Origin of the sequence: Streptomyces sp. Ag109_O5-1 (genome assembly GCF_003814875.1) — a bacterium.
In the GTDB taxonomy this organism is placed as follows: domain Bacteria; phylum Actinomycetota; class Actinomycetes; order Streptomycetales; family Streptomycetaceae; genus Streptomyces; species Streptomyces sasae.
The window spans coordinates 2004229-2030363 of sequence record NZ_RKQF01000001.1; the positions used below are offsets into that span (position 1 = coordinate 2004229).

Below are 26135 nucleotides of genomic sequence, written 5' to 3' on the forward strand. Positions count from 1 at the left end.
ACGTGTCCGCTCAGTCGTCGCGCAAGGCCATGACGAGGTTGGCGAGTTGGACCCGGGAGTTGACCGACAGCTTGCGGAAGGCGGAGGTCAGGTGAGTGTTGACCGTGTGCGGGGAGACGACGAGCAGGTCGGCGGCCGACCGGTTGGTGTGACCCTCGGCAATGAGGCGGGCGATCTTCTTCTCCGAGGCCGTGAGGGCCTCCCATCCCTGGACGGGGCGCTGCCTGATCTCCGACCTGCGACCGCCGGCCGCCGCACCACGCATGTCACGCTGCGCGCGTGCCGCTGCCGCGTGGGCGCCTGACTCGGCGAACGTGGCATGGGCGTGAGCCAGGGTGGCCACTGCTTCAGCTTTCCGGCCCCCTGCCAGTAGTGCCTGTCCGAGGTCGGCGGAGGCGGCGGCCCGGACCAGCGGGCGAGGGCTCGCCTTGAGCAGTGCTACGGAACGTTCCAGCATGGCGAGATCCTTGTTCACAAGCCCGAGGGCCTGCGCCGCGATGCCGGTGGCGGTGGGCACGGCCGGGTTGCGTTCGGCGTGGGCCTGGGCCTGTGCGGCCAGGTCCTCGGCGAGCCCCTGGTCCGCGCCTCGCAGAGCGACGCGTATCGCGGAGTCGACCCAGGTGCGCAACAGCCGCCAGCGCATGAAGGAACCTGTCTCCTGCACCTGCCGAATCTTGTCGATCGCAAGCCCGATGTCGCCGTCGTCCTCGGCGAGGACCGCTTCCAGGAAGCGCACCGCGGCCGTGTTGCCCGGGTTCGGTTTGATCACCAGTCTTTCCCGCGCTGCGGCCAGGTGCTGCCGCGCCGCTTGCCGGTCGCCGCGCAGAAGTGCGATCCGGGAGCGGATCACGCGAGAGTTCAGCTGCTGGACGGGTACCTGTACGTCTTCTTCCAGGCGCTCCATCGTCACGAAGTCGGCCTCGGCGTCGTCGAGCCTGCCAAGCCCCAGATGCTGCTGGGCCTGGGCCCACAGCAGCATTGCCTGACGGGGCGACCCGGCATTGTCTGCTGCCTGCAGCAGCCGTTCGCTGGACTCGAAGTCATCCAGGTGCTGGTACGCGACGATCTCTTCGGGAAGGAAGGCGGAATCGACGGCGCTGAGCGCGGTGAAGCGCTCCAGTGCGACGGCGTTGTCTCCCGTGTTGAGCGCGATCTCGCCGAGCCCGAACAGCGCTAGGACGTGCGCCTCCCGGTCACCGATCGCGATGGCGTCGCGCAGCGTGTTCTCGCCGGCCTCACGTGCCGCGACAAGATCATGCCCTCGCGACAGAGCCAGCGTACGCAGGGCGGCCAGCCTCGCCCCGACCTCCGGGGCGGCGCCCCCGACTGCGAGGGCCGTTTCGGCCCGGCGGCGCAATTCGTCGGCGAGATCCATGTTCCACAGCGTCCCGCCCAGGGCCGCCTGCAACCGACTGAAAGCCTCCACGGGCGGCCGGAAGGCCAGCAGCCGGTCGCCGGTCGACAGCGCCTCTCGATTCCGGCCGGCCCGTGTCAGGCAGACGATCGCCTGCTCACCCACTACGAAGCTCAACGGCCTCGCGGGCGGCACCAGTTCCAGGGCGCGCGTCATCAGGTCGGCCGCGAGGCCCGGCGCGACGGGCAGTACGTCATCAGCGGCTCGCCGCAGCAGCGTCACGGCCTCCTCGTCTCCAGGCAGGGCGCCCTTGAGGATGTGCGGCACCGTGTCGATCGGCTGGTGGCCCGCGGAGACAAGGTGCTTGGCAGCCTCTCGGTGCAGAGCCTTCCGGGCCGACGGCGGGATGTCGACGTAGACCGCCTGGCGCAGCAGATCATGCCGGAAGACCAGATGATCCCCGTCGTCGTCCAGGAGTCCGGCGCGCACCGCCTCCTCGAGCGCCGCGATCAACGTGGTGGGCGGTTGGCCGCAGAGCGCGGCGGCCTCGGAAAAGCCGAACCTGCGTCCCAGCACCGCTCCCATCTGAAGGAATCGCAGTGTGCTGGATTGCAGGGATCTGAGTCTGCCGCGCACACCCACGACGAGCCCTGGGTGCACAGGCTCACCCGTGGCACCGGCGGTCCGCAGTCCCGCGAGCATCTCGACCGCCAGAAAGGGGTTCCCGCCGGCTCCGTCGAGCAGGTCCCGTACCCGCTCGTCGACGGCCGCACCCAGCGTGTCGCCGGCCAACTCGCCGATGGCCGCGGCGGACAGTGGCCCCAATGGCACAGTGACCGCCGCGAGTTCGCCCTTCGCAGCTGCGACGACCTCCTCCACCGGCCCGGCCGGCTCCTGTCGCCCGGTCAGCATCCAGAGAACCGGCGAGGTCCGCAAACGTGCCGGAAGCTGCTTCAGGGCGAACCGGCTCAGCGGGTCGGCCCACTGCACGTCGTCCAGGGCGATCAGCACCGGCACGCTGTCGGCTCTGGCTTCGATCGCCTCCGCCAGGCGTTCCACCAGCCAGATCCGCTGATCGTGATGGCGCGCAAGATCGGCGAACGCATCGCCGGACAGCAGCGGCTGATCGCCGTGCAGGATGCAGGCTGCCAACGACGAGAGCGGCACGATGTGATGCAGTTCATCGGCCTTGCCGAGGCCGACTGAGAATCCCGCTGCTCCGGCCCAGGCGACGGCCTCGGCAAGCAGCGTGCTTTTGCCGATTCCCGGTTCCCCCCGGATCAGGGCCAGCGCGCCGCTTCCAGTGCGGGCCACCGAGGCGATCAGTGTCTGCAGCTCTTCGAGTTCGGCCTCCCGGCCGCGCAGACCGCTTCGGGACAGCGACCCGACTGACCCCGCCACTCACGCCCCTCCTGTCCGCACTCCCCGGCCGAAGCCGGGCTCACCCATACCGACCGGCGCCTTGGCCCTTGGGCGTCGGCTGCCGGTGCCGGAAGGCGGGTCCGGCAGGCGCGGACGGTACGCCGGGTGTCCACTATGACAAGAGCAGCAGCTCAGTGCACAACTCGGTACACAGGAGGAGACGGCCATGCCGCCGGCGGAAGCCCTGGCACGGCTGGGCGGAATGCCGTCGCCGGCCCGCTGGGCGAGCCCGACTGGACGGTTTACAGGGATCGAGGCTGAGCTCGTCGAATCGGGTGTCCGTACGGGCTGGGCGCCCAGCAAGATCGTGATCTTGGCCGGGAAACCTCCTCGCCTCAGGCCGCTGTGTCCCCGGCATCACCGGCGAGGTGAACGTCACTCCGGGCCGGCGGCAGAGGGGAACACCGAGGCCGCAAAGCCGGCACGGGATCCGACACCCTTGACACTCCACTCGGCGACGGAGGCGTACGAGGCGCTCGCGCCGTGGAGTCCCGCCACTCGGCAGAGGACATCCCATAGGCGGCCCGGAACACCCGGCTGAAGTGGGCGGCGCTGGTGAAACCCCACTGGCGAGCCAATGCGGCGATGGTCCGGCCTGCCGCCTCCCGGCGGGCCAGCTCACGTCGGCACTCCTGCAGCCGGCGGCGCTGGATCCATCGACCGACAGTGACGTCCTCGGTCTCGAAAAGCCTGTGCAGGTAGCGTACGGAGATGTGGTGGGCGCGGGCTGGGGCCTCCGGCGTCAGGTCCGGATCGGCGAGGTGCCGGTCGATGAACACCTGGATCCGCGGCAGCAGCACCCGCGCTGCGCTCGATGTGTCACCCACCTCCTCGTGAAGTCGCTCCCCGACCAGGACGGTGAGGAGGTCGACGGTATGGCGGGCCAGGGCTCACTGCTGTCACCCTTTCTGACCCGGCTCGTGGACACGGCGGCAACGTACCCGTCGGCTATCGGTGTAACGCTGTGCCGGGACGGATGGGTGTCGCCGCAAGTCGTTGCAGGTCGGACTCTCCCAGACCCTCGGCACGCCTGTCGGCGCCCGCCAGGCGGACCGACTCTGCCGGGCCGCACCGAGCGGGAGCGGCTGCGCATGATCAGCGATGTCCGTCCTGCTGTCACCGTGCGGTGGGGCCGCCCGCTCGGTGTTCCGAGGCCCAGTACAGGAGTGCCAGGAGCGGCAGAGCCCCACCGACAAGCGTCACCGCCGTCCAGCCGCGGGCGTAGTAGGTGAGCGAGCCCAGCTGGGAGCCGACGGCACCGCCCAGGAAGAAGGTGGCGATGAAGGCGCTGTTGAGGCGGGCACGCGCATCGGGGTCGAGCTGGTAGATGGTGTGCTGGCCGAGAATGAGAGTCGTCTGCACGGCCATGTCGAGCAGGATCGCGGCCAAACCGATCAGGACGATGCTGCGCTGTCCGAAGCCGGCGAGCGCGAACGCCACAGCAGCGACGGCGAAGGCGGCACCGGTCATGGGCCGTGTCAACTTGCGGTCGGCCCAGTGCCCGGCAAACGGGGCCACTGCCGCACCGGCCGCACCGACGAGGGCGAAGATGCCGACCCCCACCTCGGAGTAGTGGAACCGGGGCCCGGTGAGGACGTACGAGATGGTCGTCCAGAAGGCGCTGAACGAACCGAACATCGCCGCCTGGTACAGCCCGCGCCGCAGCAGCTCTGGGTGGGTGCGCACCAGCTGGACGGTGGAGCGCAGCACGTGGGCATAGGGGATGTTCGTGGTCGGCGCGTGCTGCGGCAGAGCGGCGTGCAGGGCCACGGCCAGGACGGCCATGAGGGCGGCGGAGCCGAGGTAGACGACGCGCCAGCCCGCGAGGTCGGAGACCAGGCTACTGAGGGTCCGGGACAGCAGGATGCCGGTGAGCAGGCCACTCATCACCCGGCCGACTATGCGGCCGCGGGCGTGGTCGGGGGCGAGGCTCGCGGCGAAGGGCACGAGGATCTGCGCGACGACCGACGTGGTGCCGCTGATCAAGGACGCGGTAAGCAGCAGGGGGAAGTTCGTGGCGAGTCCGGCCGTGACGAGGGCGAGCGTGGTGACCGCCAGCAGCACGGTGATCAGGCGGCGCTTCTCCAACCGGTCGCCGAGCGGGACCAGGAAAAGCATGCCGACCACGTAGCCGACCTGGGTGAGAGTGATCAGCCAACCTGCACCCGTCGTGCTGACGTGGAAGACGTCACGCAGTGAGGAGAGCAGCGGCTGGGCGTAGTAAAGGTTGGCGACGGTCATGCCGGAGGCAATGGCAAGAAGCGCTATCAGCCATCCCGACACGCCGTGCGAGGTCTTTCCTGTGGCGGGCAGGCGTGGGGCCTGGAGATCGGCTGACTCGGACATGGGTACCTTCTTGGTGAGGACCGGGCAGCCCGGCCCGAGAGTCCGGCCGGGCCAGAACCTGCCGCGGCGAGCCCGGACCGGAACGCAACCGGATCACTGGACAGATACTGCTTGACGACGTGTTCGCTTCGGGATCCGCCGGGGGTCGCCTCAGTCGAAGCGCAGGTCGGAGAGCTGCCGTTCGAGCACGGTGATGTCGTCCTCGGGCGTCTCCTCGGCCGGACGGGCGGCCATGAGGGTGGCCAGCTCGCCGCCCGCCCGCCGTATGCGCGCGGGCAGGCCCTCGGTGTACTCGTCACCGCCGGATCCCCAGTCCTCGGACGCCGCGTACACCGCGGTGGGGACGACTGCGGCGCGCAGGTAGGCGAAGAGCGGGCGCAGGGCGTGTTCCAGGACCAGGGAGTGGCGGGCCGTGCCGCCCGTCGCCGCGACGAGGACCGGCTTGCCGGTGAGGGCGTCCGGGTCGATCAGGTCGAAGAAGGACTTGAACAGCCCGCTGTAGGAGGCGGTGAACACGGGGGTCACGGTGATCAGGCCGTGGGCCCCCGTCACCGTGTCGATCGCGGCGGCCAGTGGGGGGACGGGAAGCCGGTCACAAGGTTGTTGGCGACGGCGACGGCCAGTTCGCGCAGCTCGATGACCTCGGTGTCCACGTCGTGGCCCTGAGCGGCGAGTTCGCCGCGGGCCGACTCGGCGAGACGGTCGGCGAGCAGGCGTGTGGAGGACGGGGTGCTCAGCCCCGCGGAGACGGCGACGAGCTTCATGCGGCGGACACCTCCTGAACGGCCCGCAGGGACTGGTGGGTGGGCGCGTCCGGCACTTTGGCGGAGCGGCCGATCGCGAACTCCTTCCGCAGGACGGGCACCACCTCTTCGCCGAGGACGTCGATCTGTTCCAGGACGGTCTTCAGGGGCAGCCCCGCGTGGTCCATCAGGAACAGCTGCCGCTGGTAGTCGCCGACGGTGGCACGGAAGGACAGCGTCCGCTCGATGACCTGCTGGGGAGAGCCCACCGTCAGCGGAGTCTGCTCGGTGAACTCCTCCAGCGAGGGCCCGTGCCCGTAGACGGGCGCGTTGTCGAAGTAGGGGCGGAACTCCCGGACGGCGTCCTGGGAGTTCTTCCGCATGAACACCTGCCCGCCGAGGCCGACGATGGCTTCCTCGGGCCGCCCGTGACCGTGGTGGGCGTACCGCCGCCGGTAGAGCTGGACCATCTGCCTGGTGTGTTCGGCGGGCCAGAAGATGTTGTTGTGGAAGAAGCCGTCGCCGTAGAAGGCCGCCTGCTCGGCGATCTCGGGCGAGCGGATCGAGCCGTGCCACACGAACGGCGGTACGCCGTCCAGCGGCCGGGGCGTGGCCGTGAACCCCTGAAGCGGCGTACGGAACTTGCCCTCCCAGTCCACGACGTCCTCGCGCCACAGGCGACGCAGCAGCGCGTAGTTCTCCTTGGCGAGGTTGAGGCCCTGTCGGATGTCCTGGCCGAACCACGGATAGACCGGGCCGGTGTTACCGCGCCCCATCATCAGGTCGACCCGGCCGTCGGCCAGGTGCTGGAGCATCGCGTAGTCCTCGGCGATCTTCACCGGGTCGTTGGTCGTGATCAGCGTCGTGGCGGTGGAAAGAATCAACTTCTCGGTACGGGCGGCGATATAGCCCAGCATCGTGGTCGGCGACGACGGCACGAACGGCGGATTGTGGTGCTCACCGGTCGCGAAGACGTCCAGGCCGACCTCCTCGGCCTTCAGCGCGATGGCGACCATCGCCTTGATGCGTTCTTGCTCCGACGGGGTACGGCCATTGGTCGGGTCGGGGGTCACGTCCCCCACCGAGAAAATTCCGAACTGCATGGGGTGCCTATTCGTTCCGGTGACTGTGTGAGTGCCGGAAATGTAGGCACCGGCCGGACGGTCGTCATGCCTGTGCGCGCAGGGGAGCTTGCCCGTCAGCGCCCTCTCCCGGCCCGCGTGGTGGGCCGCTGCCTGTGCGACCGCAAGTGTGCAGCATCGGGCAAGTGCCGGGGCGCTCGTAGGCAATCGCCTACCCGGTCAGCCGTCTAGCGTGTCGGTGCCACAGGGCGGCGATCGCATCCCCTCCCCCTGGCCGGCTCGGCCGCAGTGACGGTGGACCCGGCACGCGACAGCGGCCCCCACCGAACGACCCACTCGGGCAGCCCGTGCCTGATGCCTCGCCCCGCGCGGGCCGTGAACACGCGCGAGCCCCGCCAAGAACCGATGCCTACCCGGGAGTGCCCATGGCTTCGTCAACCGTCGTCGAACTGTCCCGATGGCAGTTCGCGATCACCGCGATCTTCCATATGACCTTCCCCGCGCTCACCGTCGGCCTCTCCGTTCTCCTCGCCGTCGTGTACACGGTCTACGTACGCACGGGGAACCCCCTGTACCTGCAGATCTTCCGGTTCTGGAAGAAGATCTTCGCCGTTGGCTTCGGCCTGGGCGTCGTCGCGGGCACGGTGATGACGTTCGAGTTCGGCCTCAACTGGGGCGTGTACGCCCACGCGGTGGGGCCGGTCATCGGGGTCACCATCGCCATGGAAGTGATCACCGCTTTCTTCCTGGAGGCGGGCTTCATCGGCCTGATGCTCTACGGGGACGGCCGGATCCGGCCGCGCACCATGGCCCTGGCCAGCTGGATGGTCGCCTTCGGAACACTGCTGTCCACCACCTGGATCCTGTCGGCCAACAGCTGGATGCAGGACCCCGTCGGCTACCAGAAGGCCGACGGCCAGTTCCACGCCAGGGACTGGATCAGCATCCTGCTCAACCCCGCCTTCGCCCACCGCTTCCCGCACATGCTGCTGGCCGTGCTGATCAGCGCCGCCTGGTTCGTCGGCGGAATCTCCGCCTGGTACCTGGTGAAGAACCGGGTCCACGCCCAGCCCATGGCCCGCCGCTGCCTGTCCATCGCGCTCGGCGTGCTGGGCGTGCTGATGCCGGTGCAGCTGTACGTGGGAGACGGCACGGCGGCCTTCATGGGCCGGCACCAGCTCCCCAAGCTGGAGGCTTTCGAGGGCAACTGGAAGAGCGACAACAACGGCTACAACCTGCTCGTCGTCCCCGACACGGACAAGGGCGAGAACAGGCTGCACGTGGAGATTCCCTATCTCGGCTCGGTCATCGCCCAGGACCTCAGCGGCAAGACGACGACGCCCGGACTCCTGCAGACCCCGCCCGCCGAGCGCCCCAACATGTGGACCACCTTCTACGGTTTCCGCGCGATGTACTTCACCGCGCTGCTCATGTTCGGCACGGCCTTCACGGGTGTGGTCCTGCGCATGCGGCGCCGGCTGTTCGACTCCCCGCGCTTCCTGCGGTGGATGGTGTGGATGACCCCGGCCGGGATCATCGCCATCACCGGCGGCTGGATCGTCGCCGAGACGGGCCGCCAGCCCTGGGTCGTCTACGGCCAGCTGCGCACCGCCGACGCGGTCTCCCACCTCACCACATTCGAAGTCGCCGCCAGCCTGGCGGGTTTCGTCCTGCTCTACGTCACCCTGCTGGCCATCTGGGCCCGCTACATCGTCCGCACCGTCAAGGCCGGCCCCGAAGCACTGCCCACCGGGCCCGCCTCGCCCGACGCATCGGAGGCCCTCGTTGCTTGAGCACGCCAGTTACACCCTGGTCCTCATCTCACTCGCCATGTACGTCGTCCTCGACGGTTACGACCTCGGGGTGGGCATGCTCAGCCTGGCGGCCCGGCCGGAGCGCCGAGGGGAGTACGGCGAGATCGTCGCCACCGCCTGGGACGCCAATGAGAGCTGGATCATCCTGGCCGGCGTCGTCCTCTGGGCCGGCCTGCCGGGCGCCTACGCCGTGATTCTGCCCAGTGTCTATCTGCCGTTGATCGGCATGCTGATCGCCATCATCCTGCGCGGACTCGGCCTGGAGATGCAGAGTGCGGCCGGCGCCTACCGGCGAGGTTGGGCGCTGCTGTTCGGCGGGGCGTCGCTCGCGGCGACCGTGTGCCAAGGTCTGGTCCTCGGCGCCGTGCTCACCGGCCCGAGCCAGCGCAACGGTACCTTCCAGGGCGGGGCCTTCGACTGGCTCAGCCTCTACAGCGTGCTGTGCTCGCTCGGCCTGGTCGCCGTCTACCTGCTGGCCGGGGCCGCCTGGCTGCAGGACAAGACCGAGGGCTGGTCGCGGTCGGGCGTCCGCCGCACGGGACGGTCGCTTCTGGTGGTCACCGCAGCCATGGCGGTCGTACTCGGCCTGCTGCTGCCGAGCGCCGACCCGCAGCAGTCGCAGCTGGGCCAGCCCATGCGCGCTGTGCTGTTCTGGCTCACGGTTGTCGCCGCTGTCGTGGCCGGTGCGGTCGCCTGGCACGGATTCGGCCGTCGCCCCGACTGGCGGCCGTTCGCCGCCGTGGCCACGATGACGGTCTGTGGGCTGCTGGGCCTGGCCGTGGTCTCCGTACCGGTCGTCGTACCGCCCGGACTGACCGTCCATCAGGCTGCGAGCCCGCACTCCTCCCAGCTCTTCCTGGTCCTGGGCGTCGGGTTGTGCATGCCGTTCGTACTGGCCTACAACACCTACGCCTGGCGGAGCTTCCGCGGCAAGTACACCGATCCGGTGGAGAGTCCGATCCCGCCGCTGCATGCCCGCACCTACCCCTTGGCGGTCTCCCCAGCACCCTCCGGCACCTTGCGGACGATCACGCGACGGAGCCTGCTGGTGGTGCTCGGCATTCTGGCGACTGCCCTGTCCCAGGACGTGTTCGGCGGTGACGCCGACTGGATCGGCCCGGTCGGCGTCACCGTTCTGGGCTGTGCGGCGCTGGCCGCCTGGATCGTGGGCGACCGCCGGGACCGGCGCGCCGGGTACTTCCACGCGGACATCACGGATACCACGGGTATCGCCGACGTCGCGGGCATCGAGGCGGAGCCCACCTCGTGAGTACCGCCGTGCTCCTGGACGAACTGGCCGCGGACAGGGCCGAAGAAGGGGTGCCCGCCGCCCGGTTGAAGGAATGGGCGGCCGTCGGACGGCGGGAGCTGCGCCGCGCGGGCCTGCTGCGCGGCGCGGCCCAGCTGGGCACGGTCATCTGGGCGGGAGGGCTCTCCTGGGGCGCCGAGCGCGGCCTGTCCGCACTCCACGGCGCCCCCGTGTCCGCCGTGCTGCCGCCCGCCCTGCTCATAGCGGCCGGCGTGGCCCTGCACGCTGTACTGCTGGCCGCGGGCGACGCGGCAGCCGCGCGCGGCGCCCGCACCGTACGCGAGAGGCTGCGTGGCCGGCTCATCGAGACGGCGCTGCCCGCACTCGGCCCGGCCCGCACCGACCTGGACGACGTGGCACTGGTCCAGGCCGTCGACGGCGAGGTCGGTCAGCTGACCGACTGGCTCACCCACTACCTGCCCGCGCGGACCACCATGCTGCTCGGCAGCGGCCTCACCCTGGCCGCGATCGCCTCCCGCAGCTGGTTCGTCGCCCTGCTCGTGCTGGCAGCCACCCCGCTGCTGCCGGCCAACCTGAAGGTCATCGGCCTGGGCACGCAGACCGCTGTACGGGCCCAACTGACGGCGATCCGCACCCACCAGGCCCGACTGCTGGACCATCTGCGCGGCCTGCCCACCCTGGTCGGGCTCGGGGCGCACGACCAGGCGGCCGGTTCGTTGTCCCGGCACGACCGGGAGGTCGCCGGTCGCACCGAGAAGGTGCTTCGGATCGCCTTCCTGTCGACCGCGTGGGTCGAACTGCTCATCACCGGCACCCTCGCCGTGGTGGCGACCTACTGCGGACTGGTCCTGCTCGACTACCTGGACCTGCCCGTCGTACCGGAGCACATGAGCCTGTCCGCCGCGCTGTTCGTCCTCGTCCTGGTGCCCGCCTACTTCGCGCCGGCCCGGGACCTGGCCGCCGGCTACCACGCCCGCGCCCGGGCGACCGCCGCCGCCGGTCTGCTGGCCCAGGTCCTGGACGCGGATCGCGAGGCCGTGGTGCCACCTGCCCGACATGCCCGACGGGCCGCGGCGCCACCCGGGGTGCGCCTGGAAGCCGTCACAGTCCATCACCCTGGACGGGAGGCACCAGCGCTGCAACGAGTCAGCGTGCACCTCGCACCGGGGCGGTGCCTCGCCGTCACCGGCGCCAGCGGGGCCGGCAAGTCCACGCTGCTCGCAGTCGCGGCCGGGCTGTACGCCCCGCAGGCTGGACGCCCGCTCCACTTGCTGGACGGCCGGCCCGTCCCCGCGGACCCCAGCCGGGTCGCCTGGGTGGGCCAGCCCGCACACCTGCTGCCCGGCACCCTGCGCGAGAACCTCCTGCTGGCCCGGCCCGCCGCGAACGACCACGCCCTGCTGGACGCCGTCGCCTCCCTCGGCTTCGAAGACCTCCTCGCCGCACTGCCGCAGGGACTGGACACACCACTCGGCGAACGCGGCACCGGCCTGTCCTCCGGCCAGTCCCAACAGCTCGCCCTCATCCGGGCGTTGCTGCGGGACGCACCCCTGCTGTGCCTGGACGAACCCACCGCACACCTCGACCCGGAAGCGGAGCAACACGTCCTGTCCGCGCTGCGCACGCTGACCCGCGACCGTACGGTCCTGCTCGCCACCCACAGTCCCGCACTGCTGCGGCTGGCGGACCACGTCATCACGCTGGACCACGGGAGAGCCCGGTGAACCGGATCAGCGCCTGGCGGCTGCTGCGTACAGCGGCTCCGCTCCGCGCCCTCCTGACCGGCATGCTGTTCGCCGCGGCGGCAGAACTCAGCGGCGCCACACTGCTCGGAGTGTCCGGCTGGTTCCTGACGACCTGCGCCGTGGTCACCCTCCAGGCCAACACCACCTGGTCCTGGATGTACCCCTCGGGCGCCGTCCGGGCACTGGCCCTGACCCGCACCGGCCTGCGCTACCTCGAACGCCTGGCCAACCACCGGAACCTGCTGGCCACCCAGGTGGCCTTGCGAGCTCGGCTGGCCCGCGGCGCTGCCGGCCTCACGCCCCATCAGCTGCGCGGACAACGCGACGGGACGCTGCTCACCCTGCTCACCGCCGATGTGGAGACCGTCGCGGGCCTGCCCGCGAACGCCGTCGCACCACTGGTGGCAGCGGTCATGACGGCGTGCCTGGTCGATGCCCTGCTGCTGTGGGCCATGCCGGTCCTGGGAATCGCCGAACTCGTCGTCTGGGCAGTCGGCCTCGCCTGCGCCCGGCACGCCCACCACCGCGCGCGGACCCACCTCGCCGACGCCGCCGACACCAGGGCCGCACTCCGTACCGTGCTGCTCGGCAGCCGGGCCGCCTTCAACGAACTGCGGTGCCTGGACGCCCTGCCGCAGGCTCAGCGGACGGCGACGAGCGCCATGGCCGCCGTCGAGTCCGCCGAATGGGCCGCTGCCCGGGCCGAGCGGCACGGCCGGCTGGCCCTGCGTCTCCTTGCCGCACTGGGGCAAGCGGCGGTACTGGTCGTCGCCCTGCGCGCCGCCCCGGCCCAGCCGATCGCCGTCGTGGTGGGCGAGGTGCTGCTCGTTGCCGCCGGGTGGGAGCTACTGGAGAGGCTCCCCGGGCTGATGCAGCACCTGGCCCAGGCCAGGGACGCGGCCGAGCGCCTGGCCCCCCTCGCCGCCGAGGCACACCCGGCGGGCCAACGGCGGGAGGCCGTCCGCACCGTCAAGACGGATGGCCTCCCGCTCATCGGTTCGCCCGCGGAACTCACGATGACCGTGGGAGGCCCGGGACTGGTCCTTGTCACCGGCCCGAACGGCAGCGGCAAGTCGACGCTGCTCGGCCAACTGGCCGGGCGCGTGCCGGCGCCTGCCGGCACGGTGCTCCTCGACGGCACGCCCGTGCACGAACTGCCTGCCTCGGCCGTCGCCGAGACAGTCACCCTCGTCGAGGCCGACGACTGGCTGGCCGACGACACGGTCGCGGCCAATCTGCGTCAGGCGGCACCGTCGGCCGACACCACCGCGCTACGGGACGCACTGGAACTCGTCGGCTTGTCGGCCTTGCCCCTCGCCACAGCGGTGGGCCCCGGCGGGCGCCTGCTGTCCCAAGGGCAGCGCAGGCGCCTCGCAACGGCACGCGCCGTACTGAGACGTCCACCGATCCTGCTGCTCGACGAGCCGGTGGCCGGCCTGGACCGCCCCACCGCCGAGGCGCTCCTGGCCGCACTGCCCGAGGCGCTGCCCGAGACCGCGTTGGTGATCGCCCTGCAGGAGCAGGACCTCGACCTGCTGGATGACACACCGACCACCGTCGTACGGCTCGGCCGGACCGCCGAACGCCAGCACAACGGCAAGCGGACGGCCGAGCACGTACGGGGGTAGACCACGTCGGAGTCACAGCCCAGGCGATACGCGAACTGCCCGACCGGATTTCCGGACGGGCAGTCGGCGTTGGTGGGCCCTGTGCGGTGCGGGACGGCGATCCCGCGGCGGGTCACTTCCCCAGGAAGGTGAGGAGCGCCGCGTTGACCTCCTCCGCGTGGGTCAACAGCAGGCCGTGCGGGGCGCCCTCGATCTCCACGTAGTCGGCGGACGGGAGGGCCTTGTGGAACGGCCGCGCGGTCCCCTCGACGGGCAGGATCCGGTCGCCCGTGCTGTGCAGGATCAGGGCCGGCACGTCGATGGCCGGGACGTCGGCCCGGAAGTCGGTGTACCAGGTCGACGGCGCGGCCACGGCCGCGAAGAACCCACCGCCCGCGGCGACGTTCCAGCTGTTGCGGACCGCCTCCTCGCTGATCCTGGTCCCGAGGTTCTCGTCGAGGTTGTAGAAGTCCAGCGTGTCGCCGACCTGATCACACGATGCAGGTCCGCGCGCACGACTTCCCCGATAAGGGTGCCCGGAAAGCGGTGCCGTACGGGATCTACGACATCGGCGCGGATACCGGCTGGGTGTCGGTGGGCTGCGACGGGGACACCTCTGCCTTCGCGGTGGCCACTTTGCGCCGCTGGTGGGACGGTGAGGGGCGCCGCCGCTACGCGCACGCTTCTGCTGGTGACGCCTTTGCTTCGCGCACTGGTGGTGGCAGGGTGCGTGCCGATCTGGTGACGACCAGAGTGCTTTGCACGATCGAAGCCGCAGGTCAGCGGACGCCAGTGGAGGGTTGGGCCGTAGGTCTGTGACCAGCAGGTTCGTCGTTGTTGGCTGATCAGGGAGGGTTCGCGCCGCGTCATTTTGGCGCCCGAGCCTTCGAGCTGTGGTGACGAATCGCGCCGACCAGCGGGGACGCCGCCTGAGCGAGACGCCCCACAGGACAGGTGGATGTGTGACTAAGCAGGTCACGCCGGTCTTGTCTGCACCTCCAAAAGATCTGCACCCCATCGACATGGTCAGGGCTTGCTCGCGGATCGGCCGGTCGCTGTACGAATCGCGCCGGGGCGATCCGCACGCTGGGTGCGGGTGTGTGCTGCCGCTTCTACGGCGCATCCGTCGATCTCACGGATTCACGCGATGCCACGGCCTGATTCGCGCCGACACAATGCGCCTAAAAAGCACTACTAAAAAACGGGGGATTCCATGTCGCCGGACTCATCGACCACTCTCCACACCACGGACTCGGTGCCAACCCACCGCAGACGGGCGTACTGGCGTGAGGCGCTGTCCCAGACCTTCGGAGCCGTTGACATCAGCGTTCCTGAGGAGGTGTATTCCGGCACTGTCCGCGTGTCACCGCTGGGCCGCATCCGGCGTGTCACTGTCGAGGGCGACCCTATGCAGACCCTGCGCACCCGGCGCCTCATCGCACGGAGCGCCAACGACGACCACGTTGTCGTGATGCTACTCAGCAGAGGGAACGCCCGAGTCGAGCAGGACACGCGCGACGTGCACGTACGGTCAGGGTCGCTCTTCGTCTATGACAGGGCGCGCCCCCTACAGCTGACCTTCCCCGAGCCGTTCCAGACGAAGTCCCTCGTCCTGCCACGGCACGTCCTGGACCTGAGCGAGTCGGACCTGCGGCGGATCACGGCCTCGCCGCTCGGCTCCGAGTCGGCGCTCGGCGCGCTGCTGACGCCGTTTCTGTCCCAGCTCGTGGACACTGCAGCGACGTATCCGCAGCAGACGGGCGAGTCGCTCGCCCGCACTGTCGTGGACCTGGTGCAGACGCTGACCGAGGAGCGGCTCGGTGCGGCCGCCTCGGACACGCCGACCGCCGCCCGCATATCGCTGCTGCGCGTGCGGGCGTACATCGACCAGCACCTGACGGATCCGGACCTGACGCCGGACGTCATCGCCCGGGCCCACCACATCTCCGTCCGCTATCTGCACAAGCTGTTCGAAGGGGAGGACATCACCGTCAGCCGGTGGGTCCAGCAGCGCAGGCTGGAACAGTGCCGGCGCGACCTGGCCTGCCGGTCGATGGCGGGGCTGACGATCGCCGCGGTGGGCCACCGCTGGGGGTTCAACAGCGCCGCACACTTCAGCCGGGTGTTCCGGGCCGCCTATGGCGTCTCCCCCGCCGAGTGGCGGAACTCCGCCGTGCTCGAGGCCGCCTGAAGCAACCGCCCAGACGACTGCGGATCTTGTGACTGCTTTGCCCTGTGGGTGATGGGTCGAGAGGTTTTATTCCGAGTCAGTCTGATGGCCCAGAACGCCACTGGCCGACGCGGGCGAGCTGCTCAGAGACCCGGTGCCCCCGGCGCGTCAGCTCGGCCGCCAGATTCCGGGTGGACTTCACCGTCCACAGCGGCCGCTTTGGCCACCATGGGGATCCCGCCGTGGCCCAGAACGCGGGCCACGGCGCCCAGCGCCAGGGCCCTTCAGGGCTGCCAGTGAACGCCTGCCCCTTCTCATCGGACTGGGCGCCGCGCCGGCGATTGACGTCGGTCCGGAGCGGCTCTCGGCCTGGGTTCGGCCGCCCCAGACGCTGAAGTTCTGATCGGAGGTCATGGCGAACAGACCCCAGGGACCACTCACGGGGCGCGACGTCCGCGGTGAGTCCATCGCTCAGTGCGGGCACCTCTGCCGGGAGGAACGCCCCGACGTCGTCAACCGGGAACTCCTCGACTTCCTCACAGACTGGAATGGCTGACCAGCACCTCATCCCGAACCCGGGGAACAGCGCAGTGAAGCGTGGGCCGGGGCCGATTGCGGCTCCGGCCCAATACCGTGCCAGGGCAACGCCGCCCAGCCGGAACCCGCCCGACAACGTGGGCACGTACAGTCCACAGCCAGGGCGCGGACAGGCAAACACGCCGCCCGGCAGTCCCTAGAGTCAACTACGTTCGACGGCCACCCGGTCAGTGCACACCGCACACCAACCGATGCGCGACATCCCACGGCAAAGGGGCTCACCAAGGCAGCCCCGACCCGGCCGACTGGCCGGGCGACAGCCGACCCCCCATTGCCAATCGATGAAGGAGTTTCCCCATGTCCAGTTCCGACAAGCCGACCGTCGTCCTCGTCCACGGCGCCTTCGCCGACGCCTCCAGTTACGCCCAGGTCATCCCCCGGCTAATCGCCCGCGGCCTGGACGTGCTCGCCCCGGCCGTTCCCAACCGCAGTCTGATCGGGGACGCCGCCTACGTCGCCTCCGTCGTCCGGCAGATACCCGGTCCGGTCGTCCTGGTGGGCCACTCCTACGGTGGCGCCGTCATCACGGTCGCCGGCACTGAGGACAACGTCAAGGCTCTGGTGTACCTGGCCGGTTACGCCTTGGAGAAGGACGAGAGCCTCGGCGAACTGCAGGGCCGCTTCCCGGACAGCGACCTCGCCGCCGCACTGGTCTACACCCCCTTCCCGATCGAGGGTTCCACCACCCCCGGTACCGACGTGTCTGTGGAGGCCGAGAAGTTCCCGGCCATCTTCGCCGCCGACGTCGATCCGCGGCTCGCCGCCGTCCTCGCCGTTTCCCAGCGACCGCTGGCCGCGCAAGCCTTTGCCGACCCGGCCCCGGCCGCGGCCTGGAAGACGAAGCCCTCCTGGGGCCTGGTCGCCTCGTCCGACCACACCATCAACCCCGACGTGGAGCGCTACGGCTACCAGCGGGCCGGCATGACCACCGTCGAGGTCGACTCCTCCCACCTGGTGATGCTCGCCCACCCCGAGCGCGTCGTCGACCTGATCGAGGAAGCCGTACGGGCCACCTCCGACTGACCCCACGCGCACCCGCTCGCGCCCATCCGAGCGGCCGTCGCACCACGGCCGCCTCCGCCCCTTTCACAGAGAGCGAACGATGAACCCACCGATCTCACGCCGTACCGTGACGGTGTCCCTCCTGGCCGGCGCAGCCGCCCTGGGCACCGCAGGCGCCGCACACTCCGCGCCGGCAGCGGCGGCCGACCGACCGGGCAATCCGCACGAGCGCCCGGACACACCCACCGTCGTCCTGATCCACGGCGCATTCGCCGACGCCTCCAGTTGGAGCTCGGTCGTGGAGCGATTGCAGCGGCAGGGCCACCGAGTACTGGCGCCGGCCCTGCCGCTGCGCGGACTGGCAAGCGACTCCGCCTACATCCGCAGCGTCCTCGACAGCGTCACCGGTCCGATCGTGCTGGTGGGGCACTCCTACGGCGGAGCGGTCATCAGTCAGGCCGCCGCCGGGGCCCCGCGGGTCAAAGCGCTGGTCTACATAGCCGCCTTCATCCCCGACATCGGGGAGAGCGCACTCCAGCTCACCGACAAGTTCCCCGGCAGCACTCTGGGACAGGCCACCGCCACCCAGTACTATCCGCTGCCCGACGGCAGTCAGGGGGAGGAGCTGGTCATCAAGAAGGACCTGTTCCGCAAGCAGTTCGCGGCCGGTGTCCCCACGAAGACCGCCCAGGTCATGGCTGCGGGACAGCGTCCGATCACCCTGGCGGCGCTCCAGGAGCCCGCCACCGCGGCCGCGTGGAAGAAGATCCCCAGCTGGGCCCTCGTGGCCACCGAGGACCGCAACATCCCGCCGGCCGCCGAGCGCTGGATGGCCGAGCGGGCCCGCGCCCACACCGTCACCGTCCGAGCCCCGCACTCGGCGGCCGTGAGCGACCCGGGTCCGGTCACCGACCTGATCCTGCGGGCGGCCCGTTCCGTCCGCACCGGCCACTGACCGGACACCTTTCTCGCCCACACCGGCGACATCCCGCACGAGGACATGGGGCCGCGATCGTGGCCTTGCGACCGAGGCCCCACCCTCGGTCCCCATGGCGGCCCTGACCTGGCGAAGCGCCGCACGCCTGGCTGGCGGCGACGAACTCGTCAGCTCCGTCCAGGGCATCGGCGAACTGCGACAACGGTGCGTGGGCTGATCGCCCAGGCGTCCCGCGACGCGCGGCAGCCGAGGTCTCAAGAGCCCGACGCGCACTGGTGGCCCCAGCGGCGAGACCCGACCGAGCCCACCACTTGCGATCAAAGAGAAGGATGAAGAGAGCCCACATGCCCAGATTCCTGACAGGGACGCGCACCGGCCTCCTGGCCTCGGCCGTCGCGGCGGCCCTCGCCATGACGGCGGCCGGCCCGGCGACCGCCGCCCCGAAGCCGGACGTGCGCTTCATGGCACACCTGGACATCGCCGAAGGACAGCGACCGGAGAACATCACCCTGGAGCCCGGCGGTAGTGCCGTGGTCACCTTCGCCTACAGCCGCCAGGTCGCCCGCATCCACTCCGATGGCCGGGTGCACGTCCTCGCCACCCTGCCCCAGCCTCCGGTCGGCGCCCGCACCCCTGCCCTCTCCTCGCCGTTCCTCGGCGGGATCGTCCGCGCCCACGACAGGACCCTTTACTTCCTGTACGCCACCGGCAGCAGCGACCTGACCGGCCTGTGGCGCCTGCGCCCCGGCGGCACCCCGCAGCGCATCGCCGCACTCCCCGCCGACGGCCTGCCCAACGGCCTGGCCCTTGACCGGCACGAAGGCCGGTTGTACGTGGCCGACTCGGTCCTCGGCACGGTCTGGCGGGTGCCCGTCACCGGGGGCGCGCCCACCCGGTGGGCCACCGCGCCCGAACTGGCCGCCGCCGGATTCCTCGGAGCCAACGGCATCAAGGTCCACAACGGAGCGGTCTGGGTGTCCAACCTGGACAAGGGCACCGTGCTGCGCATCCCGGTCACCCGGTACGGCACTGCCGGCCGCGTCGAGACCCGGGCCACCGGCCTGGTCGACATCGACGACTTCGCCTTCACCGGCCGCGGCAACACCCTCCTGGCCGCGATCAACGCGGACAACGAGGTGGCTCTGGTCAGGCCGGGCGGCAGCCACACCGTCGTGCTGACCGGCGCCGACGGGCTGGAGAACCCGACCTCGCTCGCCGTACGGGGCAACACGGCCTACATCGCCAGCGGCGCCTACTTCACCAACGACGACCCCAACCTCCTGGCCGCCCGGATCAACACCGCCCGATAAGCCCGCCCTGCGCGTGCCGCCGCACCTGCCCGCTGCGGCGGCGCGGGGCCCTGGGCCATCAGATCCGCCGCACGACGAACGGACGGAGCTACCGCGGCACTCGGTAGCACCCAACATCGAACGAGAGGAGAGAGTGATGGACCAGCAGGACACGCAGCAGGCGGCAGCCGCCGCATCGTCCGCGTTCGACCCCGACGCGTTTCTGGTCGTCCCGGCCAGGACCTTCGAGGACCTCCGCATCGGCGAGGTCTTCCGCGCCCCCAGCCGCACCCTGACGGACGCCCACGCCGCGGCCTTCCAGACGGTCTCCGCGGACAACCACCCGGTGCACTACGACGCCGAATGGGCGCGCAGGCACGGTCACTCGGCACCGGTGGTGCACGGGCTGCAGGTACTCGCCTTCACCGCGCCGGGGGCCACCCTGTTCCCCCACTTCATCGGTGAGGTGTTCATCAGCTTCCTCGAACTGTCCTGCACCTTCCTGGCTGAGGTGCACTCCGGGGACACCCTGTACCCGGCGCTCACGGTCACCGGCCTGGAGCCGCAGGGCGGCAACGGTGTCGTGGTCACCGCGGCCACCATCCACAACCAACGCGGCGAACTGGTGCTGTCCGGTCAGCACAAGTACCTGCTGCGGCGTCAGTGAATACTTGAGGTAGCAACGTGACTCACCGCAGAACCCTCTTTGCGGCACTGACCTGTTGTGCCGCGCTGACCGGGTGCACGAGCCACACACCCGACGGCGGCCCGGCTGAGGTCGGCTCCACGTCCCCGACTGGGTGCCCAGCGGCAGCCGCCGCGAGCAATCGAGGCGTTCGCAAACGCCGCAGCAGAATCGAGGAACGGACCTCGCCGCTGAGGAACGCTGAGGCACCCTGCCAGCACCTGCCCGGCGGGGCCTCAGCGACCATCACGTGTCACAGCCCATATGAGCGGGGTCCTGGCTGTAACTATCTGACCAGGTGGAAGACCTGTGAACGACGGTCAGGCTTCTCGCCGCAGACCTGGCCTCCTCACAACGAGTCTCGATGCAAAGCAGCCGACCTCAAGGTAATTCACGGAATTGATGCTGTCTGTGATCTTCAGGTGGAACCACGGTGCGTGCGAATAGCCGCTGGTCGCGTGAAGGGCAGTTGAGCCGGGCTGTTGGCCGGGAGCGGCCGAGAGCACGTCCGTTAGCTGCGAATCCGGCAGTCCCCGGGGGTACAACACCTCCGTGCCAACAGGCCCGCGACAAGATCACCACTGACATCCGGAAAGTGAGTCAGAACCCAAACCCGGAGCCACACGCGAGGGCGGCATCGCCGGACGAGCCCGCATCGAGCACGTCCCGGACGGAAGCGGGCACCATACGGGGCGTGGATCACCAACCAACACGTCGGCCGCGACCGCCTCGATCACGCCCAACTCGTTGCCCTCGCCCACCTCCCAGTGCAACGCGCGCAGTAGCGGACTGGCCTGCGATGATGACGGCGTGCCAGAGCCAGGGACCACTGCCGTCGTCATTGTCTTGCCGGATGCCGCCCCGCTCCTCGATGCGGCGTGGCGTATCGACCCGGCTCTGGTGCGTCGTGGGGTGCCGGCGCACGTCTCGCTCCTCTACCCGTTCGTGCCGGAATCGGCGCTGACAGATCAGGACGAGAAGGGCGTGCGTTCCCTGGCTGCAAGTTTCCCGGCAGCTGATCTGCTCTTGGAGGAAGTCGTGACGGAGTCCGGCTTCGTCGCCGTCACCGTTCCGGGACTCCAAACGATCGTCGATGCGTTCCGCACCCAGTGGCCCGGGTTGCGCCCGTACAAGGGCCGTTTCGGGGCGCAGCCCGCCGCCCATGTCACGGTCGCTATGGGTGCGGACAACCCGACAGCTGCCGCCCATGTCCGCGCTGCGATCGGCAGCCTGCTGCCGCTGCGCACCCGTGCGACGGCGGTCCAGCTGGTGGTGCTGACGGAGGGAGGCTGGCAGCCGCGGTTCACCGTGCCGCTCGGCGTCCCGGACGGCCCGTAGACACCGCCCGCCAGTCCCTCGCCCCTGCCTGCGAACACGGCCCGAGGCCGGCACCCCATCCTCGGCCGCGCCCTGGGCCCCCGCGACCTCCTGGAGTTCCTGCGGCGGGCAGAACTGGACCCGGAAAACGTCCGCCTGGACGACCCGCTGCTCATCGAGTGGCGCGGCGGCGGGCCAGCCGTCTGGAGCCCCGATCCCTCCGAGGAGTGAGCGCAGCAGTGCGAGCCGCCACCCGGCGAGGGCGACGGCCCGCACTGCTGCGCTACTGCTGTTAGCGGAGCATCGCAGGCCCGTTCGCCTTCTCCGGCTACTGCGCCCCGGCGTCGGCCGTCTTTGGCTGAGGGGTGATCCCCGATCAGCGGCGGCCGGCACTCAAGCGTCGGGCGTGTGTCCTCACGGCAGTTCCCACGCTTGCAGCCAACCGCCGCTGGTGAAGACGAACATCATGCGGCTCTCAACGGCGGGTTGTCCGCGGCCTTCTTCGCTCCGCCGCGCTGGTAGCTGGGCCGTACTCCGGCGGGTGCGCGGATCCCACGCGTGCAGGACCCCAGTACGGTCACTGGCCCAGATCCGATCGCCCGCCATGAACGGCGTGGTGGTGAAGGCGCCGCCTGCGCTCTTGTGCCACAGCTCTCTGCCAGAGAGCGGATCGAGGACTACAAGCCGCCCTGGGTCGAATGCGGCGATGTAGACGGCGTCGTCAGCGACCAAGGGGGCCGTACTGATGCGTCGGGACACCTGAGTGTCAAACAACGGGTGTCCCTTTTGCCCGTCCCAGGCCAGCGCCCGGCCGCCCCCGTAGTCAGATGAACCGTCGTGCGACGGTAAGGGCCCGGCGTCCCGAAGCCGGGATGCCGGGCCCCCTTACCGGGGCGCGATCAGGCGGGGCGGATGTTCTCAGCCTGCGGGCCCTTCTGGCCCTGCGTGACGTCGAACTCGACCTTCTGGCCCTCCTGCAGCTCGCGGTAGCCCTGGCTGGCGATGTTGGAGTAGTGGGCGAAGACGTCGGGGCCGCCGCCCTCCTGCTCGATGAAGCCGAAGCCCTTCTCGCTGTTGAACCACTTCACTGTGCCCTTGGCCATGACTGTCTCCTTTGAGGGAAACCGGGCACGCACCCTGCGCGACCCGGAGGTGATCGCCCTGGTCCGGAGAGGCGCTGAACAGCAAGAACGCCCGTGAGGCGATCACGGGCGAACGGAACTTCGGAACCACGACTGCTGATCACAACGTTATAACGGCATGACGGAAGCCGCCAGCGAAAACGCGCCGGCATCCGGCCCGGAACGAAGGGCTGGATCGCCCGTGTGGCTCGGCCGATGGTGATCAAGCAGTTTCGCGCCCTTCTTCTGCACAACGCTGCGGCGAGGCATGACCTCTCCCCGCCGCCGGCCGTTCTCCGGGTGGGCCCCACCGGTCATGCGTGACCGGTGGGGCCCACCCGACGTCACCTTCGACTTCCCGGAACCGGCTCGAGACCAGGTACGAGCCACCCCCGCGTGACCTCGTCGTCGAGTTCGATGGGGCACCACATCGGCTTCCTGCAAGGCGGGCGGGGGCGGCAAGCGCTTCTGGGACACCGCCGTCTGTCTGCCCGGCGAAGGAAGCTGCCTCGGGGCCCTCTCAGCCCACGTGCTCCTGAGCGCCGAAGACACCCGAGTCTCGACTACTGCGAGTGGACCAGTGCCGAGGCCCGCCGGGAGGCAGCGCACGTCGGAAAACACGACAGGGTGCACGAGATCTTCCCCAGCACCGGGCGAACGGTTCGGCCACGGAAGGTGGTACCGCTTTCACCGCTCCCTGTCCCCGGTGGCCGGCGTGATCCGATCGTGCCGAGGCACGCTGCGGGTGCCCCGCTCCGTCGGGAAAAGGAGATCGCACAGGCAATGGATCACCCTGTCCCGCTCTCCGGGTACCGTCGGGGTATGAGTCATCCGCACCCCGAGCTGAAAGCCGCACCGCCCCTTCCTGAAGGAGGGCTGCGGGTCATCGCCCTGGGCGGCCTGGGTGAGATCGGCCGCAACATGACCGTCTTCGAGCACGCGGGCAAGCTGCTCATCGTCGACTGCGGCGTGCTGTTCCCGGAGGAGACCCAGCCCGGGGTGGACGTGATCCTGCCGGACTTCACCTCGATCCGGGACCGGCTGGACGACATCGTGGCCGTGGTCCTCACCCATGGCCATGAGGACCACATCGGCGGCGTGCCGTACCTGCTGCGCGAGCGGTCCGACATTCCCCTCGTCGGCTCCAAACTGACCCTGGCGTTCCTGGAGGCCAAGCTCAAGGAACACGGCATCCGGCCGCGCACGGTGCGGGTGCGGGAGGGCGACCGGCGTGGCTTCGGGCCCTTCGACTGCGAGTTCGTGGCGGTCAACCACTCCATCCCCGACAGCCTCGCGGTCGCGATCCGCACCCGGGCCGGGATGGTGCTGCACACCGGCGACTTCAAGATGGACCAGTTCCCTCTCGACGACCGCATCACCGATCTGCGCGCCTTCGCCCGCCTCGGCGAGGAGGGCGTGGACCTGTTCCTCACCGACTCCACCAACGCCGAAGTACCCGGCTTCACCACCTCCGAGCGAGAGCTGAACCCGGCGATCGAGCAGGTGATGCGTACCGCGCCGCGCCGGGTCATCGTCTCCAGCTTCGCCAGCCACGTGCACCGCATCCAGCAGGTCCTGGACGCCGCCCACCAGCACGGCCGCAAGGTCGCCTTCGTCGGCCGGTCGATGGTCCGCAACATGGGCATCGCCCGTGACCTGGGCTATCTGAAGGTCCCCTCCGGTCTGGTCGTGAGCACGAAGGAACTGGAGAAGCTCCCGGACCACAAGATCACTCTGGTGTGCACCGGCTCCCAGGGCGAACCCATGGCCGCGCTGTCACGGATGGCCAACCGCGACCACATGATCCGCATCGGCAAGGACGACACAGTCCTGCTCGCCAGCTCCCTCATCCCCGGCAACGAGAACGCCATCTACCGGGTGATCAACGGACTCACCCGGTGGGGCGCCCACGTCGTCCACAAGGGCAACGCCAAGGTGCACGTCTCCGGACACGCCAGCGCCGGCGAACTCGTCTACTGCTACAACATCGTCAAGCCCCGCAACGTCATGCCCGTGCACGGCGAATGGCGCCACCTGCGGGCCAACGGCGACCTCGCCATCCGTACCGGTGTCGACCCCGACCGGGTGGTCATCGCCGAGGACGGCGTCGTCGTCGACCTGGTCGACGGGCGCGCGTCCATCACCGGCAAGGTCCCCGCCGGCAACGTCTACGTGGACGGCATGGAAGTCGGCGGCGCCACCGAGGCGTCCCTCAAGGACCGCCTCACCCTCGCCGCCGAAGGCGTGGTCACGGTGGTGGCGATCGTCGACGCGGACACCGGCGCCCTCGCCGAGGCCCCCGACTTCCTGGCCCGGGGCTTCGTCCACGACGACGCCACCTTCGAGCCGGTCATCCCCGTCATCGAGAAGACCCTGGCCACCGCAGCCGAGGAAGGCGTCGGGGACGCCCGCCAACTCGAACAACTCCTCGCCCGCGCCGTGGCGAACTGGGCGTTCCGCACCCACCGCCGCAAGCCCCTCATCATCCCCGTCATCATCGACGCCTGAGCCGCGGCCCGGCAGCACGTCCGCGGGTCCGGTGGCGGCCCCGCGAGCATCGAGGTCGGGCACGCCCGGACCGGACGGTGGCGAAGCCGCCGGGCTCGACGAGGCGGATCGCCTCGCCGTGGGCGGCCGGCAGGTCCGCGAGGGAGTCGGTGTTGCGGGCGACGGCCCTGTCGCCGCTCTCCAGGGCCGCCTGCGCAAACTCGCGGCCGAAGCCGCGGGAGGAACCGGTGACATGGCGGCCATGCACCCCGCTCAGATGTTGCACCAGATCGGACAGCGTCCACTCGGGGCAGGTCGGCACCTGCACGTCGTGGCTGGGCACGGAGTCGACCGCTGCCCGGAACGCGACCGTCTGTGCGTCGTTGAGCCGCAGCAGGACGGGGAACGAATGTCCTTGCCACGCGGATGCCTACCGTCACCCCGGACGGCCGCAGTCGATTTTCACAGCGGTACAGGGGCACGCGAGGCGCGCAAAACCGGCCGCGTACCCTCGGACAAGGCAGTGCCCTCATCCCGGAATTCCAGTTCGGTGGCGCCACCGACCCGAGCCAACCGCATCTGGGCCATTCCCCCCAGCCGAGTCCTCCGGCTACGCCCCGCCCGCGACGCGCGCACGGGCATGCGCACGTCGCGGGCCACAGCACGGGATGCGTGAGTCGACAGCGCGAGTGCCGGTGAAGCGGTCAGATCGCGGGACTCATCGACTCAGCCGCCGCTCTTGCGCCTGAACGACCGCTGGCTCGCAGCTGGGCCGTGCGCCGAACGCACCTTCGATGCATCGGATTTGGCGGCAACATCAGCGGCATCCGCCTGCGCACCGCGCTTGCGCGCCAGGGCTTCGCGGAACTTGCGCTTGAGGTCATAGTTGCCGTCGCTGTCCGGCTCCAGAGGGGACGTCTCGGGGGCAGCCGGCTCCGAACCTTCCGTAGATACGGGCTCTGCGGTCATGGTGACCTCCTGGGTTCGGGGGGGTGGGCAAGCACAGCTTGTCATGCTGGGCGCAGTTCGAGGCGCCGGCAACATCATCCTGCTCCGTTTCGGCGGGCATCCCTCTCGCGGCCAAAGGCGTTGACTTCGTAGGTGAGGCACACAGGACGGCTTCGGGCCGGGCCGAGGGTTGTCGATC

At 70.0% G+C, this 26135-nt stretch carries 18 protein-coding genes and 4 pseudogenes; 12 read left to right on the top strand and 10 right to left on the bottom strand.

Features of this window, described 5'->3' with window-relative positions:
* Positions 1-10: 10 nt before the first annotated feature.
* The 5 genes and pseudogenes from EDD90_RS09030 to EDD90_RS09050 all read right to left on the bottom strand — a co-directional run bounded on the left by EDD90_RS09030 (position 11) and on the right by EDD90_RS09050 (position 6968).
* Positions 11-2755 (bottom strand): AAA family ATPase, encoded by a 2745-nt coding sequence (locus EDD90_RS09030; RefSeq protein ID WP_123972576.1) that lies wholly within the window; start codon positions 2753-2755, stop codon positions 11-13.
* A 356-nt stretch (positions 2756-3111) separates the two neighbouring features.
* The gene (locus EDD90_RS09035) at positions 3112-3603 is read right to left on the bottom strand and encodes a helix-turn-helix domain-containing protein (RefSeq protein ID WP_311737203.1); all 492 of its coding nucleotides are present in this window, start codon (positions 3601-3603) and stop codon (positions 3112-3114) included.
* A gap of 289 nt (positions 3604-3892) precedes the next feature.
* On the bottom strand, positions 3893-5059 hold the full coding sequence (locus EDD90_RS09040; protein WP_221305188.1) for an MFS transporter: 1167 nt from the start codon (positions 5057-5059) through the stop codon (positions 3893-3895).
* Positions 5060-5272: 213 nt separating this feature from the next.
* Positions 5273-5886, bottom strand: a pseudogene (locus EDD90_RS09045) (FMN reductase).
* On the bottom strand, positions 5883-6968 hold the full coding sequence (locus EDD90_RS09050; RefSeq protein WP_123972578.1) for an LLM class flavin-dependent oxidoreductase: 1086 nt from the start codon (positions 6966-6968) through the stop codon (positions 5883-5885). Before EDD90_RS09050 ends, EDD90_RS09045 begins: the two are co-directional and overlap by 4 nt.
* Positions 6969-7372: 404 nt before the next feature.
* Here EDD90_RS09050 and EDD90_RS09055 point away from each other — a divergent pair, with 404 nt between their 5' ends.
* The 4 genes from EDD90_RS09055 to EDD90_RS09070 are packed head-to-tail and all read left to right on the top strand — an operon-like array spanning position 7373 to position 13404.
* Positions 7373-8740 (top strand): cytochrome ubiquinol oxidase subunit I, encoded by a 1368-nt coding sequence (locus EDD90_RS09055; RefSeq protein ID WP_123972579.1) that lies wholly within the window; start codon positions 7373-7375, stop codon positions 8738-8740.
* On the top strand, positions 8733-10031 hold the full coding sequence (locus EDD90_RS09060; protein ID WP_123972580.1) for a cytochrome d ubiquinol oxidase subunit II: 1299 nt from the start codon (positions 8733-8735) through the stop codon (positions 10029-10031). Before EDD90_RS09055 ends, EDD90_RS09060 begins: the two co-directional genes overlap by 8 nt.
* Positions 10028-11755: an ABC transporter ATP-binding protein/permease gene (locus tag EDD90_RS09065; protein WP_123972581.1), complete on the top strand. Its 1728-nt coding sequence runs from the start codon at positions 10028-10030 to the stop codon at positions 11753-11755. The genes EDD90_RS09060 and EDD90_RS09065 overlap by 4 nt, the downstream gene beginning before the upstream one ends.
* A complete protein-coding gene (locus tag EDD90_RS09070) occupies positions 11752-13404 on the top strand; it encodes an ATP-binding cassette domain-containing protein (RefSeq protein WP_260327745.1) in 1653 nt (550 codons plus the stop codon). The genes EDD90_RS09065 and EDD90_RS09070 overlap by 4 nt, the downstream gene beginning before the upstream one ends.
* A 112-nt stretch (positions 13405-13516) precedes the next feature.
* On the opposite strand, the pseudogene EDD90_RS09075 reads toward EDD90_RS09070, so the two are convergent.
* Positions 13517-13855, bottom strand: a pseudogene (locus EDD90_RS09075) (alpha/beta fold hydrolase); the annotation flags it as partial.
* Positions 13856-13866: 11 nt separating this feature from the next.
* Here EDD90_RS09075 and EDD90_RS09080 point away from each other — a divergent pair.
* The 7 genes and pseudogenes from EDD90_RS09080 to EDD90_RS09110 form a co-directional block, all read left to right on the top strand.
* Positions 13867-14118 (top strand): annotated as a pseudogene (locus tag EDD90_RS09080) (ISAzo13 family transposase); the annotation flags it as partial.
* Between the two features lie 478 nt (positions 14119-14596).
* A complete protein-coding gene (locus tag EDD90_RS09085; protein ID WP_123972582.1) occupies positions 14597-15574 on the top strand; it encodes a helix-turn-helix domain-containing protein in 978 nt (325 codons plus the stop codon).
* A gap of 873 nt (positions 15575-16447) precedes the next feature.
* Complete coding sequence (locus EDD90_RS09090) at positions 16448-17173, top strand: alpha/beta fold hydrolase (protein ID WP_123972583.1); 726 nt, start codon at positions 16448-16450, stop codon at positions 17171-17173.
* 79 nt (positions 17174-17252) lie between these two features.
* Positions 17253-18107, top strand: coding sequence for an alpha/beta fold hydrolase (locus EDD90_RS09095; RefSeq protein WP_185148998.1), 855 nt, complete (start codon positions 17253-17255; stop codon positions 18105-18107).
* Positions 18108-18433: 326 nt separating this feature from the next.
* Positions 18434-19399: a hypothetical protein gene (locus EDD90_RS09100; protein ID WP_123972584.1), complete on the top strand. Its 966-nt coding sequence runs from the start codon at positions 18434-18436 to the stop codon at positions 19397-19399.
* Positions 19400-19535: 136 nt separating this feature from the next.
* Complete coding sequence (locus EDD90_RS09105; RefSeq protein WP_123972585.1) at positions 19536-20045, top strand: MaoC family dehydratase; 510 nt, start codon at positions 19536-19538, stop codon at positions 20043-20045.
* Between the two features lie 864 nt (positions 20046-20909).
* Positions 20910-21401 carry a 2'-5' RNA ligase family protein gene (locus tag EDD90_RS09110; protein ID WP_260327746.1) on the top strand — a complete coding sequence of 164 codons (492 nt, stop codon included), beginning with the start codon at positions 20910-20912 and terminating at the stop codon, positions 21399-21401.
* Positions 21402-21794: 393 nt separating this feature from the next.
* Here EDD90_RS09110 and EDD90_RS58925 read toward each other — a convergent pair.
* A pseudogene (locus tag EDD90_RS58925) lies at positions 21795-22187 on the bottom strand (PQQ-binding-like beta-propeller repeat protein); the annotation flags it as partial.
* A 92-nt stretch (positions 22188-22279) separates the two neighbouring features.
* Positions 22280-22483 carry a cold-shock protein gene (locus tag EDD90_RS09120; RefSeq protein ID WP_014670069.1) on the bottom strand — a complete coding sequence of 68 codons (204 nt, stop codon included), beginning with the start codon at positions 22481-22483 and terminating at the stop codon, positions 22280-22282.
* A gap of 840 nt (positions 22484-23323) precedes the next feature.
* Here EDD90_RS09120 and EDD90_RS09125 point away from each other — a divergent pair.
* Positions 23324-25009 carry a ribonuclease J gene (locus tag EDD90_RS09125; RefSeq protein ID WP_123972588.1) on the top strand — a complete coding sequence of 562 codons (1686 nt, stop codon included), beginning with the start codon at positions 23324-23326 and terminating at the stop codon, positions 25007-25009.
* Here the strand turns inward: EDD90_RS09125 and EDD90_RS58930 are convergent.
* A complete protein-coding gene (locus EDD90_RS58930; protein ID WP_398924236.1) occupies positions 24996-25331 on the bottom strand; it encodes a hypothetical protein in 336 nt (111 codons plus the stop codon). The two genes, EDD90_RS09125 and EDD90_RS58930, sit on opposite strands and share 14 nt — an antisense overlap.
* 383 nt (positions 25332-25714) lie before the next feature.
* A complete protein-coding gene (locus EDD90_RS09135; protein WP_053663526.1) occupies positions 25715-25957 on the bottom strand; it encodes a DUF5302 domain-containing protein in 243 nt (80 codons plus the stop codon).
* Between the last annotated feature and the right edge of the window lie 178 nt (positions 25958-26135).

Bases quoted from the DNA above. Each gene is read 5' to 3' on its own strand.
- EDD90_RS09050 (WP_123972578.1), bottom strand. From the start codon at position 6,968: ATGCAGTTCGGAATTTTCTCGGTGGGGGACGTGACCCCCGACCCGACC.
- EDD90_RS09055 (WP_123972579.1), top strand. From the start codon at position 7,373: ATGGCTTCGTCAACCGTCGTCGAACTGTCCCGATGGCAGTTCGCGATC.
- EDD90_RS09085 (WP_123972582.1), top strand. From the start codon at position 14,597: ATGTCGCCGGACTCATCGACCACTCTCCACACCACGGACTCGGTGCCA.
- EDD90_RS09090 (WP_123972583.1), top strand. From the start codon at position 16,448: ATGTCCAGTTCCGACAAGCCGACCGTCGTCCTCGTCCACGGCGCCTTC.
- EDD90_RS09095 (WP_185148998.1), top strand. From the start codon at position 17,253: ATGAACCCACCGATCTCACGCCGTACCGTGACGGTGTCCCTCCTGGCC.
- EDD90_RS09100 (WP_123972584.1), top strand. From the start codon at position 18,434: ATGCCCAGATTCCTGACAGGGACGCGCACCGGCCTCCTGGCCTCGGCC.
- EDD90_RS09105 (WP_123972585.1), top strand. From the start codon at position 19,536: ATGGACCAGCAGGACACGCAGCAGGCGGCAGCCGCCGCATCGTCCGCG.
- EDD90_RS09120 (WP_014670069.1), bottom strand. From the start codon at position 22,483: ATGGCCAAGGGCACAGTGAAGTGGTTCAACAGCGAGAAGGGCTTCGGC.
- EDD90_RS09125 (WP_123972588.1), top strand. From the start codon at position 23,324: ATGAGTCATCCGCACCCCGAGCTGAAAGCCGCACCGCCCCTTCCTGAA.
- EDD90_RS09135 (WP_053663526.1), bottom strand. From the start codon at position 25,957: ATGACCGCAGAGCCCGTATCTACGGAAGGTTCGGAGCCGGCTGCCCCC.